The sequence below is a fragment of the Streptomyces sp. GMY02 genome, assembly GCF_019056675.1.
GTDB lineage: Bacteria > Actinomycetota > Actinomycetes > Streptomycetales > Streptomycetaceae > Streptomyces > Streptomyces odonnellii.
Genome location: NZ_CP077658.1, coordinates 7,671,850 through 7,686,189 on the forward strand (window position 1 = coordinate 7,671,850; position 14,340 = coordinate 7,686,189).

A 14,340-nucleotide genomic window follows, 5' to 3' on the forward strand; every position below is an offset into this window, starting at 1 on the left:
ACCGGACGCCTCATGACACGCATCCTGGCCGCCTCCGCGGCCGCGGGTGCCCTGGCATGGCTGGTGATGGCGGGGGGCCAGGCGGGGACGTCCGCCGACAAGGGCTCCACCTCGGTCGAAGCCGCCGCCGACGAGGCGCCGGGCTACGCGGTCGAGAACTACGACTACCCGAACGCGGACAAGATCCTCGCGGAGCAGAACATCGTCCTCAAGCGCGGTGACGGCCATATCCTCCTCGCCGACTGCGCGATCGGCGCGGGCCTCCTGGAGGTCTACTCCCGCGCGAACTCGCGCGTCTGCTTCTCCGTCACGGGCAACAGCGGCTGGCTGACCCTGGAGATCCCCTCGGTCTACGGCGTCCGTACGAGCGCGCACGCGACGGAACTCGACCTGACCGTCGACGCCGAGGAGACCTCCGTCGACATTCCCGCGGACACCTGGCAGGCGGTCGGCGAGAGCGCCGACCCGGAGGGCCGCCCCCACATTCTCGTGGAGATCAGGACCTCCAAGTAGTGCCCGGACGAGCCCTGCCCCTTAAGGACTGACTTCATGACACACATGCGACACGCCAGACCCCTGAGCCTTTTCGCGCTGGTGGCGGCCCTGATCGCGGCGCCACTGACACTCACCGCCACCCCCGCCCACGCGGTCTCCGGTACCGCAGTCGCGGACAACGCCTACGCGTTCACGGCACGGCTGGAGATCGGTGAGGGCGCCAAGGGCGACGCCAATCGCGCCTGCTCCGGCGCCCTCGTCGACGCGCAGTGGGTCCTCACCGCCGTGAGTTGCTTCGCCGACAACCCGGCCGCCGGCCTGGAGGTGCCCGCGGGCGCGCCCGCGCTCAAGACGACCGCCACCATCGGCCGCACGGACCTGACCACCACGACCGGGCAGGTGCGAGACGTCGTCCAGCTTGTTCCCCACCCCGACCACGACCTGGTGCTCGCGAAGCTCGCGAGCCCGGTCTCCGGGATCACCCCTGTCGCCCTCAGCGCGACCGCACCCGCGGCAGGAGAGGAGCTGCGGGTCGCCGGATACGGCCGTACCAAGGACGAATGGGTCCCGCTGCGCCTGCACGCCGGGACGTTCACCGTGGACTCGGTGAGTGCCACCGAGGTCGCCATCACCGGCAGGGACGGCGCCGCGGTCTGCAAGGGCGACACCGGAGGCCCCACCTTCCGTGAGGCCGGCGGATCAGTTCAGCTCGTCGGTATCAACAGCCGTTCCTGGCAGGGCGGTTGCTTCGGCGAGACCGAGACGGAGACCCGTACCGGCGCCGTCAACACCCGCATCGACAAGGTGCGTACCTGGATCAACGCCAACCTCGGGCCGGTCTGCGCCTCCAGCGGTGCTCTCTACTCCGTCACCCCCGAGGGCAGCCTGCTGCGTCGCAATGTGACCGACCCGGCCAACGGCACGGCCGCCGTCCCCGCGGCGTCCACCATCGACACCGGATGGGACCAGTACCCCCGCGTCCTCGCCGGCAACGGGGCGACCTTCTACGGCATCAAGGCCGACGGGCTCTACTTCAGCCACCGCGTCAGCTCCACCGGCCAGTGGGACGTCCACCACCGGCAGATCAGCACCGGGTTCCCGTGGTACCGCCTGCCCGAGAACCGCAACAAGATCACCATCGACCGCGGTGGCCACATTTGGTACGTCGAAGGCGGCGACGACCTGCGGTGGCAGCAGTACATCAGTGCCACGAACAGTTGGAACCCCGCCGGCAACAAGAAGATCGACTCGGGCTGGGGCCGCTTCAGCCACATCGTCGCCACGGACGACGGGGTGGTGTACGGGGTCGACTCGGCGACCGGCCACCTCCTGCGCTCTCGCTACGACTTCGAAAGCCAGCGCTGGCTCCAGCGCCATGTCACGGTCAGCTTCGCCGACTGGCGGGACTCACAGGGCCTCACGTCCTTCGGCGGCGACGTGATCATGACCGTCAGGCCCAATGGCGAGGTGCGTCACTACCGCTATCAGGAGGCGGTCGGGGACTTCGACGGTCTCTACAACCGGCTCATCGGATCCGGCAGTTGGTGGGCGGGCTACACAAGCGTGACCGGCGCCCCGGACTCCTGCCGCCTCAGGGCGGACTACACGCCCGACTCTCCCGCGATCGACGTCGCGCCCTTCAGCCCCACCAGCGTCATGCAGGCGTCCACCGGTGAGATCGAGTACGCCTTCACCGACAACGAGGGCCGGCTCGTCAGCGGCCGGCAGGCCGACCCGGCCGACTTCACCGACGTCCGGTGGACGGCAGGCCCGGCCAACGAGGTCTTCACCGGGAAGCCCCAGTTCGGCGAGCAGCCCGACGGCAAGGTGGCGCTGACCGTCCAGAACGTCAACAGCGAGGCCTGGTGGCGCCGCCACGGCGCGAGCAGCTCCGTCTGGGACGGCTGGACCAACCTGGCCGGTGCGATGAAGGAGTCCCCGGTCACGGCCAAGAGGCCGGACGGTGTGCTGGTCCAGTTCGCCGTCGACGACGACGGCAAGCCGTGGTACCGCGCCCAGCAGCGGCCCAACGTGGACTTCATGGGCTGGATCCGGCTCGGCGGCGACGGTTTCGCCGGACCGCTGACGGCGGTGACCGTCCGCGACAGCATCCAGCTCTTCGGCACCGACTCCACCGGGCAACTGCGTACCGCGAACTTCAAAAACGGCGCGGTCGGTTCCTGGACCAGTCTCGGTGACCAGAAGATCACCCACACCCCGTCGGTGGTGGTCTACCCCGGATACCGACTCGGCGTCTTCGCCCGTGGCACCAACGGCAAGATCGTCACCCTGGTCCAGGCCGTTGAAGGCACCGCCTACCCGGCCGCCTGGACCCAGGTCGGCGCCCTCACCGCGACCGGCGCCCCCTCCGCCGTCATCGACCCCACCACCGGCTACACCGCGGTCGTGGCCAGGAGCCAGGACGGCACGATCCACCACACCCGCGAAGAAGTCCAAGGCGCCTTCGGTACGTGGCGCGCCTGGCAGCAGGCCAGTACCAGGCCGTCGGCCACCGACCCCACGGCCTTCACCTACACCAGCACCGCAGGCTCCAACTGGGCCTACATCTCCCGCACCGACTCCAACGAGTCCCACATCAGCCAAGCACAGCCCGGCAACCCGGGCAGGTTCACCGAATACGACCTGCCCGCACCTTCCAACGGCTGATTCCCGTACCCAGCGCGCCCCGTGGGGCGGTGCCGGCACGGCACCGCCCTCTCGGACGACCAGTCTGCGGCCGGCCAGGTGCTTGAGCTGGGAGCGCATGCCCGGCTGCTTTGCCGGACCGTGGCCCGTCGCAGGCTGGTTGCGTCAGAAGCACTGGCAGTTGCTTCCGTACAGGATGAACCAGCCGGCCAGTACGAGAAGCGCGGTCAGCCCTGTCGCCAGCATCCGTTTCGCACGGAGCGGGCCTGGGTGGCGCCAAGCGGTGACGGCGGCGAGGGCGCCTGTCAGTAGTACGGCGGTGGCGCCGAGGGTGAGTTCTGGGCTCCGGCGCCAGCCCCAGACCAGTCCCACAACGACTCCCACGAGCAGAGCACAACTCACAACCTGCACAACAGCGTCGAAAACGATCTCGCCCACGGTTTCGACGAGGAAATCCTTGATGCCCTCCCAGGCCCGACGCCGCTTGCGAGGTCTGCGTTCCAGCACGGTGGTTGGAGCCGCTTGGTTGGGCGGTTGGTTGTCCGGTATCGCGGTCATAGTGCCCCCTTCGCGGCCTGCTGGGAGCGTATATCGGTTCCGGTGGCGCCGGACGGCTCAATCATGCGCCGGCGGCTCCAAGGCGGGGGCAGCCGAGGGGCTTGTCGGCAGGCCCAGGGCCAGGTTGCCCACGTGGATCAGGCGGGAGCGGTGCGGGGTCAGGAAGGGGGCCGTGACAGGGGTTTCCATCGCACCGGTCAGACACGACGCCAGGCCCAGGTCGGTCGCGGTGAGGCACATGGTCTGCATCAGGCATCCGGTGTCGCGGTAGATCAGGCTCAGCGACATTCCCTCGTACTTCCAGGTCGTTCGGCCGGCACAGGAGGCGAGGTAGATGCCGACGGGCGGTGCCTCGGCCATGGCGGCGGGGTCGATGACGGTACGTCGTTGCAGCGCGGCGAGTTCCTCGGTCCAGGGCGAGAGGCGGTGCAGGGTGTGGGCGAACGGGTCGTAGTGGTACGCCCCGGACGCCAGGCCCGCCACCTCGCGGGCCAGCACATACACCTCCAAGCTGTGCCGCCCGCCGCCGGAGGGTGCGGGCCGGTGGGTCTGTTCGTACGCGCGCGGGGGGAGATAGCCCCGTACCCGCGCGGTCCGGTCCAGGAACGCGCCGATGAGCGGCAGCGGCACGGGGGACGGGGCGAAGGCGCGGACGCTGCGGCGTTCGGCCAGGACCTCGGCCAGCGGGCGGCTCGGGGCGTCGCGGCCGTCGGGGAGCGCGATGACCTCGGTGGCCTCGGGGTGGGCGAGGCGGGCAGGCGGCGGAGTACCGCGCCGGGCACCCGGGACGGGGCCCCGCCCGGACTGTGCGTGTACGGCCAGTTCGTAGGGCGTCCAGCCGTCGCCGCCGGACATGGCATCCGTTTCCGCGCCGTCGGCCGGTGCGCACCGCTGGATGATTCCGGCCGAGGCGAGCCGTTCCAGTAGCTTGCGCACCTCATCAGCGTGATCGGACTCCTGCCAGCGGTCATGGAGTTCCTCCGCCGTCAGCGGGCGTTCGAGCTGGTGGAGCAGGCCGACGAGGACGGGCTTGACGGAGAACTTCCGCCACCGGCGGCAGTCGACGAGGGCCGGGCCCGTGTCCTCTCCCCACTCCAGCAGGATGTCGGGGTTGCGTCGGTAGAGCTGGTCATTGTCCATGCCGCCCACCTCGCTCGTCACAGGAACGGCAGGGGGAACGGATTCAACTCGTCCTCGGTGAGGCTCCTTTCCCGTACGCCCATGGCGACCGGCGCCGTGAACACACGAGGGCCACCCCGCCGGTGGAAATCGCTGCGCAGGGTCAGCGGGCACAGACCCGGCACCACCGTCCTGACCACCGACACACCGCACTCGGCCACATCGATCGGGGTGATGTCGACGGTGATGGTCTCGTACCCCCGGGCGGCCAGCCGGCGGACCGCCTCGTCGACATTGGCCCGGAGCCCGGCACTGGGCCTCGTGGGCGGGACCGGGTGCAGCGGGCCCTCGTCCCAGAAGGCCAGATGATGCAGGCGCTCGGGGGCGCAGTAGTAGAGGGAGAACTGGCTGAGGGTGTTCAAGACCGCGTCGGGGCCGGGGATTTCCTCATCCGCCAGCCAGATACCGGCACCCGTCCGGCACAGGCACGCCTCCTCCAGCGCACCGAGCAGCGCCGCGTGCGGATCCAGGTCGGCGCGTGCGGTGTGGACGACCACGGGACGCTCGGGGGTGCCCTCGGCGAAGCGGACGGCCACGGCCGGGATGCCCAGGTCGGTGGTGAGGTCCTTGCAGATGACCGTGGCACCGTCCTCGGTGACCCGGTCGATGATCCGGCGGGCCGGGCCGTCCGCGAGCCGTGCCAGGTCCAGGCTGGGCAGGGTCAGCCGGTTCTCCCAGAAGACGATGGCCGAGTCGCGCTCGACGATTTCCAGCAGGCCGCCGAGGACGGCGTGATGGTACGTACCGCCTGCGGCCAGGCCGGTGGAGATGGGGTCGAACCACGCCTTGTGGCCCCGCGGGAAGCGGTACGGCAGATAGACCGCGCAGGCCGGGACGTACCGCGTCTTGCCGGTGGTCAGGGAGTGGCCCCGGACCCAGTCGATCTCCACCTCCGGATCGAACGGCCCGTACCGTGGCCGTTCCGCGTACTCCTTGGCCGAGCCGAGAGGCAGCGTGCGCGGGTCGACGGCCTTCGCGCCGAGCGCGGCGAAGGTGGCGCGGACGAGCTGATCCGGGTCGTAGACGCCCGCGGCGTACCGCTCCATGGTCTCGCCGACCGCGCAGACCCGGGCGCCGGTCGGGTCGCTCTTGACGGCGCCGCCGCGCGACTCCGCCTTCACCGGGGAGAACCAGGTCGTTGTGGTCACGCCTGCGGTGCGCGCGTAGGTCGTGCTGCCCGGGCGGCCATCGCTCTCGTCCACCCGCAGCTCGGGCACGAGACCGGTCAGCGGGTCGACCGCGCCGCGCATGCGCCGCCAACTGGTCTGCGGATCGACGGAGTTCGCCTCACTCCGCTTCGGCGGGACGGCGGCCTTGGCGCAGGCGGGGCAGTTCGGAGTGTGAAACAGCGAGTGGCGCGTACCCGCCAGAGAAGCGTGGTCGAAATCGGTCAGCACCGAGGGCTCGGTGCGCGGCTCCGCGGTGAGGACCGTGAGCACCTCGTGGGCGAGGATCCCGGCGGCGATGGCGGTGGTGGGCCAGGCCTCGCTCTCCGCCGCGCCCAGCAGCACGTCGAAGGGCAGGTCGGCGACCGGCTGCCAGGTGTGGTTGGCGCGGATGCGCCGTACGAGACAGACGGGACAGGCGGTACGGGGAGGAGCAAGGGTGGCGAGGAGCAGCCGGGTCGGCGTGCTCAGATACACCACGAGCGGGATGCCGTTCGCGAGGGACAACCCGGTCCAGTGCTGGAGTTCGGACTCGTCCACGCCCAGCGGCAGGAGCACGGCGTGCGCGTCCGCCCGCCGCTCGGTGCCGGCCACTCCGATTCCCGCCCGCGTCAGCAGCCCGGCGGCCTCGGTCGCGACCGGCCCGTCGGCGGCCAGGGCGACCACGAACGCGCTCCGTTCCCGCTCCCGTCCGTAGAGCGGATGGGGGTGCCGGCCGTCGCCGGGATGGACAAGGCCACGGGTGCGCATCCCGTTGAGGACGCGGTCCGGTACGGCGTCGAGTTCGAGAAGGCCGTGCTCGGCACCGCGCGGAACGGGAACTCCGGCCGGGACGCGGAGGGTTCCCGTGCTCGCGCAGATGTACAGGTGATCGCCGCGGCTGACGAGCCGTACATCACGCCGTGGGGTGAGAGAAGCGGAATGGAGGGAACGGGGGGAATGGGACGAATAGGGGGTGGAAGGGTTCGGCGCTGAGTCCGGCGCCGGGTCCGGGGTCGATTCCAATGCTGCCCGCCTTCGGGGGAGTCGGTCGGTCGCCGGGAGTACGGAAGTGCCTTCCCGCCCCGTCGGTGACGGGATGCGGCCCTGCCCGTGACGGGACAGGAAGACACCGGGTGAGCTACTCCGCCGGCTCGGCTTCCTGCTCAGTGACGGCACTGAAACAGCTATGCCCGGCGAAAGCCGCCTCCGACTCGGGGATCGACATTTCCTCGAAGAGTTCCTCGTTTTCGAGCATGGCGTAGTCCTTTCTCTGAAATGCGCCGTCCTTATGGCTCAGGAGAGCCTCGATGGCGCTTTCTTCATTGCACGGCATGTTCGAAGGTGCGGTCAAGAGAAAGCTAATGATTTGCAAAGAGCTGCCAATGTGTAATTGTATTACGGATGAAAAGGGCCGCCGCCGCATGCGACCGCCGCCCGAATAGCCGGGCGGCGGTCTGGCCCTACCCCGCCGCAGGTGCCGGATCCGGTGCCGCGTTCGGGGGCAGCGGCATGGCCTCGCGGCTCTCCTGGACGGCCACCGGCGTATCGCTGTCCGCCCGGGTGATGATCAGGAAGCGCTCACGGGCCGCACCCTGCTTCGCCGTGTCCGCCCGGGCCCCCTCGTCCGGCGGGGTCAGCACCTCCCGCAACAGTCCGATCGCCTGGCTGACTTGGGCACCCGCCGCGTTCGTCGTGAACGTGGTGAGTGCTTCCGTACGGCCGAACGGCGCCGTCCGGTTCTCCGTGAGCCGGAGCGTGTAGTCCTTCCCCGGTTCCAGGCCGGTCGCCGCGACCTGAAGGAGGTCCAGGGCGCCGAGCGCGTTCACGGAGACCGTCGCGTGCCCCCGCCCGCCGCTGCCCTCCGGCGCGTTCAGGGTGAGATGGCCGGCCATGCCTGCGACTCCGAGGGGCATCAGATTGGCCGTACCCGTACCGGAGGGGACGGCCCGCGGAACGTACAGCAACTGCTGGGGCTGCTGGCCGATCGGAATCGTCGCGATGATCTGGTTCTTGAGGGTGTCGACGGCCGCGACGGCGTCCTGGTTCTCCAGCCCGACATACACCCTGGTGCCGTCGCCGGACACCCAGATGCCGTGCGGCAGATCGCCGGTGGGGATGGTGGCGACCAGGCTCGGCACCTTGCCGCGGCGGTACACCTTGACGGCGTTCTCCCCGCCCACCGTCACATAACCGAAGTGGCCCTTGGCGTTGTCGACCAGGGTGACGTGGTTGGTGATCGGTCCCGAGTCGAGCGTGGCGAGGATACGGAACGGCGGACGGGCGCTCATCACCTGCGTCTTGCCGGAGTCCTTGAGGGTGAACCAGACCTCGGTGCCGTCCCGGCTCACGGCCAGGTTGGGCGAGAAGGGGCTGGCCTGCGGTACGCGCGCCACGACCCGGTACGTCCGGGTGTCCACCACATCCACCTCGGGGGTGAAGCTGGACGGTACGAAGGCGTATTTGCCGTCCGGCCGGAACAGCACCATCCCGGGACCGTTCGCCGTCTTGACGCGGCGCTTCTCCTTCATACGGACGGGGTCGATCACCGATACGTAGTCCTCGCCCCGTACGGTCGCCCACAACTCGCGGCCGTCGGGCGTGAAGAACGTCTCGTGCGGCGAACGCCCGATGTAGACGACGCCCTTGACCTTGTTCGTCGCCGTCTCGATCAAGGTGACCGAGTTGGAACCGATGGAGACGACGGCGATGGTCCTGTGGTCCGGCGAGAAACCCATTCCGTGGACGAGGAGTTGCTCCCGGTACAGAGGGCTGAGCGCGCCGGGTACGGGGTCGCCGAGACGGATCACGCCCAGGAGCCGGTTGGCGGCGGGGTCGATCACGGAGACGGTGTTCGACGTCTGGTCGGCGGTGTAGACACGGTCGCGGCCGGATACGGGGATGACGGCGTCCGTACCCGTACCTGTAGCCGTACCCGTAGGCCTGCCTGTACGCGTGCCCGTACCCGCACCGGTACCTGCACTCGTACGGGTACCTGTGCCTGTGCCCGTAGCGGTACCCGTACGCGTACTGCCGCGTATTCGCTCGCCGGACTCCGGGCTTCCGCGTGCCGGGGGCGCGGCGGCCATCCGGCCCTTCAGTACGCCGATCTCCTGCTGCTGCGTGACGATGATCTCCTGGGCCAGCCGCCGCAGCACGGGGTCCTTCCCGTGCTCCAGGACCGCCTTCGCCATCTCGACGGCACTCTGGTGGTGCGGCACCATCAGGGCCGCGAAGTCGTGGTCGGGGTCGCCGGTCATGCGCGAGCCCGCCATGGCCTCGGCCATGGCCCTCATGCTCGCGTCCATCTTCCGTGTGAACGGTCCGTGCGCGCCGTCCGCACCATCCGCGTGGGACGGGTGGGCGTGCGACGAGAAGGCCGCCCCCCGTTCGGGGGGACTCGCACGAGACCAGGCTCAATGCGATGAACCCGGCTGCCGCGGATGCGCCCAGCCGGCGAAACGCGAATCCACTCATCCGACATCTCCTCTTCCGCCCGGTACGACCCGGGAACGCCAAGGGGACGACAAAAGGAGGACAGGGGAAGGGCGAGGGAAGTACAGAGCAGGAGCGGGGGAAGGAACAAGGGGAGGACATGGGAAGGACAGGGGACAAAGGGAAGGGCTCTCCGCCGGTGAGTCCCAGTCTTGGCAGCCCGGGGAGGTATGTCCTGCCGGGCTTTGCAAACGGGTGAACCGCGGCGCTGCCCGGGGTTCGCCGAAGGGAGCGGACGCGATGGAGCGGACCACATGCTGTGTGGTGGGCGGCGGCCCCGCCGGAATGGTGCTCGGCCTGCTGCTGGCCCGGGCCGGTGTCGAGGTCACGGTCCTTGAGAAGCACGGCGACTTCCTGCGTGACTTCCGCGGCGACACCGTGCACCCGTCCACGCTGGCACTGCTGGACGAACTGGGGCTGGCCGAGCGGTTCGCCCGGCTGCCCCAGCGCCGCGTGACGACGGTCCAGCTCCCGATCGGCCCGGGCCGCTCGCTGATCACCGTCGGAGACATCGGCGCGCTGCGGAACACGTACAACTACATCGCGATGGTGCCGCAGTGGGAACTGCTCAACCTCCTGGTGGAAGAGGCCCGTCGCGAGCCGTCCTTCTCGCTGCGGATGAGCACCGAGGCGACGTCCTTCCTGGTGGAGCGCGGACGGGTCCGAGGGGTGCGGTACGCCACGTCCGACGGCCGTACCGGTGAGCTGCGGGCCACCCTGACCGTGGCCTGCGACGGCCGGGGCTCGCTGGCGCGGTCGCTGCCCGAACTGGGGCTGCGGAGCTTCACCTGCCCGATGGACGCCTGGTGGTTCCGGCTGCCGCGCCGGGACGGCGATCCGCACGGACTGGTGGGAGGCGCCGGCGACGGGTTCCTCACCGCCCTGATCGACCGCGGGGACTACTGGCAGTGCGCCGCGCTGATCCCCAAGGGCACCGACGCCCGGCGCCGCGCCGACGGTCTCGCCCGTTTCATGGCCGATTTCAGAGCCGCCGTCCCCTGGCTCGCGGACCGGGTGAACACGGTGCGGTCGTGGGACGAGGTCAAACTGCTCGACGTACGGCTCGACCGCCTCCGGCGCTGGCACCGGCCGGGGCTGCTGTGCATCGGCGACGCGGCGCACGCGATGTCGCCGGTCTTCGGCATCGGCATCAACCTCGCGGTCGAGGACGCGGTGGCCGCCGCCCGCCATCTGGTCGGGCCGCTGCGGGCGGGGACGGTCGGCCTGCGGGACGTACGAGCCGTCCAGCGCCGCCGCTGGCCCACCGCGGCCCTGACACAGGCGCTCCAGCGGACCGCCCACGCCCGGGTCATCGAACCGGTCCTTGCAGGACAGCCGCCCTTCGGCGACTCCCGCCGTGCCCGGCGGATGGCCGAATTCCTCACCAACTCCCCCTGGCTGAGCCGCGTCCCGGCCTACTTCCTCGCCTACGGCGCCGTACGCGAGCGCCCGCCGCGCGCGTCAATGCGGTGACGCGGCCTGCCAGGTGGGCCCGGTCGGCGACGTGGCCCCGGCTCGTTCGGCCGAGGTCACCTGCCACAAGCCAGGACGCGTTCAGTGCGTCAGGGCGGATCGAGTCGGCCTGCTTCTCCGGAGTCATGGCCGCGACCGCGTCCCGGGGCTATGGGCACGGGTGCCGATCGTCCTCCGGCCCCCACGCCGTCCGGTCGTCCTCGCGTGACACCCTGCCGCACAGCAGCTCGGTCGCCGGTCTTTCGCCGCTGGCCCGCACCACCGCGAGCAGCTTGTCCTCCGTCAGCCGTCCCCCGCCCGCCGCGCCGTGCGCGTCGATACGGCCGGTCGCGCCGTCGAACCCGCCACCGCCCAGGCCCTGGTAGAGCACGCCTTGCAGCAACACCCTGTTCAGACGGTCGTCCTGGCCGCCGGTGGTGCGCCAGGCCTGGTCGATGCCCTCGGCGAGATAGCGCAACGCGTCCCAGGCGAGTGCGACATGGCCGTCCTCGCGCATGGCCCTCGTCCGGGCACTGCGGTCGCCGCCGTACGCACGGTCGTACGCGGAGAGGAAGGCCGCCGCCTCCGGGCTCCGCGTCACGAGCGACGGCGCGTGGCCGTGCGAGACATAGAAGAGGGTGAGGCCCTTGAAGTCGTCCAGGGGACGCCGGTCGTCCGTGAGTATGTTGATGACATCGTCGCCGGCCAGCACACCGATCTTCGGACAGTCGCCGGAGATACGGCCGATCTCGGCCAGGAACACCTGGAACTGGCTGGCCCGCGCCGACCACACCACCGCCGTCCGCGGATCCTCGCGCACCGCGCCGCAGACCTCCCGCGCCAGATCCTCCACGGTCGCCACGGGCCGCCCGCCCAGCGCGCCCGGCACCGGCCCCGGCTCCGGCGCGTCGGTCGGGGTGTAGAGGAGTACGTCCGTACGCGCCTGCCCGTACGACGAACGGAACGACGCGGCAAGGCTGTTGCTGTACGCGTCGGTGGCGTCGGCGACCAGACTCACCCGGCGTGCCTTCTGCCCGCCCGCGGTCATTCGCGCGTTCGACGCGAACACCGCCATCACCTCGGCCGCCCGCGCGTCGGTGGGAGCGGTCTGGTAGTAGTGCTCGCCCTGACGCAGGAGTTCATCGGCGGTGCCCGAGGTGCCGACCATCGGGATGCCCGCCTTGTCGAGGACGCGTATCGCGTCGTACGTATTGCGGCGGCTCTGCCCGAAGCCGACCACACCCGCGATGGACGGATCGCTCGCGGCCAGCTCGGCCACCCGCTCCGCGACGGCGGGCGCGTCCTTGAAACGGTCACCGGCGTTGGCGGTGAGCACCCGCAGCGGGACGCGCTCACCGGACCGCAGCGCCTGCGTGTTGATGTGCCGCTGCGCCAGCGCGATGCCGCGCAGCTCCGCCAACGTACCGCCGCGCACCGGGTCTTCCGCGTTCTCACCGCCGGTGAGCGGGCCGAAGTAGACGACGGTGCGGCGGCCGGGTCGCGGGTCGTCGGCGGGCCGGTCCGCCAACTCCCTGTCGAGCGCCGAGTTCTGCCGCTCGATCTGCTGGAGCACGGCTCGTAACGCCTGCTCGCTCGGCGCGTTGCCGAACTCCGCCGCGCCTTCGGCGACACCGACGCACTGCCCGTCCGTACCGAGGAAGGTGGAACCCTGGCACGGATCGTCCTTCTCGCCGCCTCCCAGGTCCGGTACGAGGATCAGACCGACGACGAGTGCGAGTGCCGCCGCTCCGATGCCGAGCACCCCGGCCACCTCGGCGCCGGGACCCCAGCGCGGCGACGGTGTCACCAGAGTGGGCCAGCGGCCGAGCCAGTACACCGCGGCCTGATCGTCCTCGGGTCCCTCGGCCACCGGCACGACAATGCCGGTCGGCTGCCCCGGAGTCATCCCGCGCCGCTCGATATTGATCAGCTCGGCACCGGCGTGGGCCAGTCCTGAGGCGTTGATGTCGGGGATGCGCGAGGCCAGTGACAGTACGCCGCCCGCCACCGCGAACACCGATGTGCACCGCAAGTCCTCGACCGCGGAGCGCAGTTCGCGCAAGAAGCGCTGGACACGCGAATCGGCGGGCCCGGCACCGTCGAAGAGCAGTACGAAGCGTGATGTACGGCGCCGCCGCCACGGGTTGAGAAGACGGGCCCGTGACGCCTGGTCCAGATCGGCCAGCAGGGCGTGCATCAGCACCCGGTCCATACGCTCCGGCTCATTGCCCGGCTCGCCGTGCACGAGGTCGAGCGCGGACCGGAAGAAGTCGGTGGGCGGGCTGCCGTGCTGCCGGCGCACCCACTCCGCGTACCAGCTACGGCTGCGCGCCCGGCCGAGCATCCGGCGGTTGGCGCGCCAGCCGAACAGGGCGCGCGGCAGCCGCTGGAAGAGCGGGCCCGCGACGAAGTTCCACAACAGCTCCAGCAGTGTGCCGCCGCTGGCCTGGTCACGGCCGCCGAGCCACCACAGGGTCTGGGCGGTGCGGGACCAGTTGCGGTGTTCCGCGTAGCAGTGGTTGCGCAGCTCGGCGTGGCGGCGCTCCATCAGCCCCTCGATGGCGGGCGCGGTGACGACGGAACGCAGCAACCGGTAGCTGTGCAGGCGGAGTTCGCCCGTGCCGGGCGGCATGGTCTCGGCGAGCTGGAGGGTGAGATGCTCGAAGAGTTCCAGCGGCGGGGGGTCCGCCCCGTCCGGGATCTGCGGGATATACGCGTGCGGGGCGAGGACCTCGCTCCGGCCGCGCATCCGGGAGCGGAGCCCGGCGACGATCCGGCGCCCCGCGTCGCCGCCGTCCGGCTCATGGAGCAGGACGACCGGCACTCTGCTGCGGCTGCGCCGGGACTGTGCCACCAACTTGTCGAACGCGTCGACGAAGCGTTCGACGCCCGGATACGCCGGAATACGGCTCTGCGAATCCCCCGCGGTCATGAGCAGGCCCCCCTCGTTCCCCCTGAGAAACAAGGATTATTCCCTCAACCGCTCTCAACCGCCCGATAAAAACGCCGAGTTGACTCAGCAGTGCATGATGTCGTCGAAGTGCTCTACAAGCGGGGCTCCGGCCAGATAGGGGCGCAGGGCCGCGCCGTACCTCGCGTAACGGTCCGTGCCACGGAAGTTGTCGAGGTGCGCCTCCGTCGACTCCCACTCGTTCACACCGACAAACCGCGTCGGCGTCTCGTTGCTCTGGTGCATCGCCGCGCTGACACACCCGGGTGTGGTGGCGAGCAGGTCATGACCCGTGTCCCGGTACGCGGACGCGAAGGCGGCCTCCTCGCCGGGTTTGACATCAATGATCGCGATTTCGGTAACCATGGGACGATCCTGACACAGGTGCCGGGGCTTGTCCTGGCCGGACATGGAGCTTTC

10 protein-coding genes and 1 pseudogene are annotated in these 14,340 nt (G+C 70.3%); 3 read left to right on the forward strand and 8 right to left on the reverse strand.

Annotation, left to right across the window (positions count from 1 at the left end; translation table 11 throughout):
- The first annotated feature begins 12 nt into the window (after window positions 1-12).
- Complete coding sequence (locus KQY30_RS32685; RefSeq protein ID WP_217310141.1) at window positions 13-513, forward strand: hypothetical protein; 501 nt, start codon at window positions 13-15, stop codon at window positions 511-513.
- 36 nt (window positions 514-549) lie between these two features.
- Complete coding sequence (locus tag KQY30_RS32690) at window positions 550-3,162, forward strand: tachylectin-related carbohydrate-binding protein (protein ID WP_217310142.1); 2,613 nt, start codon at window positions 550-552, stop codon at window positions 3,160-3,162.
- Window positions 3,163-3,306: 144 nt separating this feature from the next.
- On the opposite strand, the gene KQY30_RS32695 is transcribed toward KQY30_RS32690, so the two are convergent.
- The 6 genes and pseudogenes from KQY30_RS32695 to KQY30_RS37235 form a co-directional block, all read right to left on the reverse strand.
- A complete protein-coding gene (locus tag KQY30_RS32695; RefSeq protein ID WP_217310143.1) occupies window positions 3,307-3,699 on the reverse strand; it encodes a hypothetical protein in 393 nt (130 codons plus the stop codon).
- 57 nt (window positions 3,700-3,756) lie between these two features.
- Window positions 3,757-4,839, reverse strand: coding sequence for a SagB family peptide dehydrogenase (locus tag KQY30_RS32700; protein WP_217310144.1), 1,083 nt, complete (start codon window positions 4,837-4,839; stop codon window positions 3,757-3,759).
- 17 nt (window positions 4,840-4,856) lie between these two features.
- Window positions 4,857-6,794, reverse strand: a complete 1,938-nt coding sequence (locus tag KQY30_RS32705; RefSeq protein ID WP_254407430.1) for a YcaO-like family protein — start codon at window positions 6,792-6,794, stop codon at window positions 4,857-4,859.
- 370 nt (window positions 6,795-7,164) lie between these two features.
- Window positions 7,165-7,377, reverse strand: a complete 213-nt coding sequence (locus tag KQY30_RS36850; RefSeq protein WP_254407431.1) for an azolemycin family RiPP peptide — start codon at window positions 7,375-7,377, stop codon at window positions 7,165-7,167.
- Window positions 7,378-7,486: 109 nt separating this feature from the next.
- Window positions 7,487-9,112 (reverse strand): YncE family protein, encoded by a 1,626-nt coding sequence (locus KQY30_RS32715; RefSeq protein WP_367997490.1) that lies wholly within the window; start codon window positions 9,110-9,112, stop codon window positions 7,487-7,489.
- Window positions 9,113-9,130: 18 nt separating this feature from the next.
- Window positions 9,131-9,349 (reverse strand): annotated as a pseudogene (locus KQY30_RS37235) (DUF305 domain-containing protein); the annotation flags it as partial.
- A 409-nt stretch (window positions 9,350-9,758) separates the two neighbouring features.
- Here KQY30_RS37235 and KQY30_RS32720 point away from each other — a divergent pair.
- Window positions 9,759-10,991, forward strand: coding sequence for an FAD-dependent oxidoreductase (locus KQY30_RS32720; protein WP_217310147.1), 1,233 nt, complete (start codon window positions 9,759-9,761; stop codon window positions 10,989-10,991).
- Window positions 10,992-11,139: 148 nt separating this feature from the next.
- Here KQY30_RS32720 and KQY30_RS32725 read toward each other — a convergent pair whose 3' ends face one another.
- A complete protein-coding gene (locus KQY30_RS32725; RefSeq protein ID WP_254407432.1) occupies window positions 11,140-13,902 on the reverse strand; it encodes an ABC transporter substrate-binding protein in 2,763 nt (920 codons plus the stop codon).
- 84 nt (window positions 13,903-13,986) lie between these two features.
- The gene (locus KQY30_RS32730) at window positions 13,987-14,286 is read right to left on the reverse strand and encodes an antibiotic biosynthesis monooxygenase (RefSeq protein ID WP_217310148.1); all 300 of its coding nucleotides are present in this window, start codon (window positions 14,284-14,286) and stop codon (window positions 13,987-13,989) included.
- Window positions 14,287-14,340 lie beyond the last annotated feature (54 nt).

Coding starts and splice junctions, on each gene's coding strand:
- KQY30_RS32725 (WP_254407432.1), bottom strand. CDS start 13,902: ATGACCGCGGGGGATTCGCAGAGCCGTATTCCGGCGTATCCGGGCGTC.
- KQY30_RS32690 (WP_217310142.1), top strand. CDS start 550: ATGACACACATGCGACACGCCAGACCCCTGAGCCTTTTCGCGCTGGTG.
- KQY30_RS32700 (WP_217310144.1), bottom strand. CDS start 4,839: ATGGACAATGACCAGCTCTACCGACGCAACCCCGACATCCTGCTGGAG.
- KQY30_RS32730 (WP_217310148.1), bottom strand. CDS start 14,286: ATGGTTACCGAAATCGCGATCATTGATGTCAAACCCGGCGAGGAGGCC.
- KQY30_RS32720 (WP_217310147.1), top strand. CDS start 9,759: ATGGAGCGGACCACATGCTGTGTGGTGGGCGGCGGCCCCGCCGGAATG.
- KQY30_RS32705 (WP_254407430.1), bottom strand. CDS start 6,794: ATGCGCACCCGTGGCCTTGTCCATCCCGGCGACGGCCGGCACCCCCAT.
- KQY30_RS32685 (WP_217310141.1), top strand. CDS start 13: ATGACACGCATCCTGGCCGCCTCCGCGGCCGCGGGTGCCCTGGCATGG.
- KQY30_RS32695 (WP_217310143.1), bottom strand. CDS start 3,699: ATGACCGCGATACCGGACAACCAACCGCCCAACCAAGCGGCTCCAACC.
- KQY30_RS32715 (WP_367997490.1), bottom strand. CDS start 9,112: ATGGCCGCCGCGCCCCCGGCACGCGGAAGCCCGGAGTCCGGCGAGCGA.